The sequence below is a fragment of the Neisseria sp. P0021.S007 genome (assembly GCF_051956855.1).
Window position 1 is genome coordinate 1 of the sequence record NZ_JBQCXA010001422.1, and the last position, 484, is coordinate 484.

The 484-nt window shown below is 60.3% G+C and carries 1 protein-coding gene; it reads left to right on the forward strand.

Annotated elements, in window-relative coordinates:
• A partial coding sequence (locus ACTHUR_RS19510; RefSeq protein WP_440400442.1) for a FecCD family ABC transporter permease occupies positions 1 to 382 on the forward strand: 382 nt, incomplete at its 5' end.
• Positions 383 to 484 lie beyond the last annotated feature (102 nt).

The window sequence follows — 484 nt, forward strand, 5'->3', positions numbered from 1 at the left end:
GGTCGTGTTGACCGCCGTCGGCCGCCGTCTCGACTATCTGCTCTTGGGCGACGAAACCGCGCACACTATGGGCATCAGTGTCGCCGCCACCCGCGTGGCAACCATCATCGGTGCGGCTTTGATGACTGGTGCCGCCGTCTCGCTCGGCGGCATCATCGGTTTCGTCGGCATGATGATACCCAACGTATTAGCGCAGGCAGTCGGCGGCTCGCGCACCCGCCTGATTATCCTGTCCGCCGCCGTCGGCTCGATTTTTATGTTGCTCGCCGATACGTTTGCCCGTTGGGTGGTGTACCCCATCGACCTGCCCGTCGGCATCGTCATCGCCATTTTGGGCGGGCCGTTTTTCCTGTGGCTGATTGTCAAAGACCAAAGGAGCTGACATGGCATTGCTGATCGAAAACTGCACCGTCAAAGCCGGAAAACGCACCATCCTGTCTTTGGAACGCGCCGAATTTCCCCAATGCGCCGTCAGCGCGGTCAT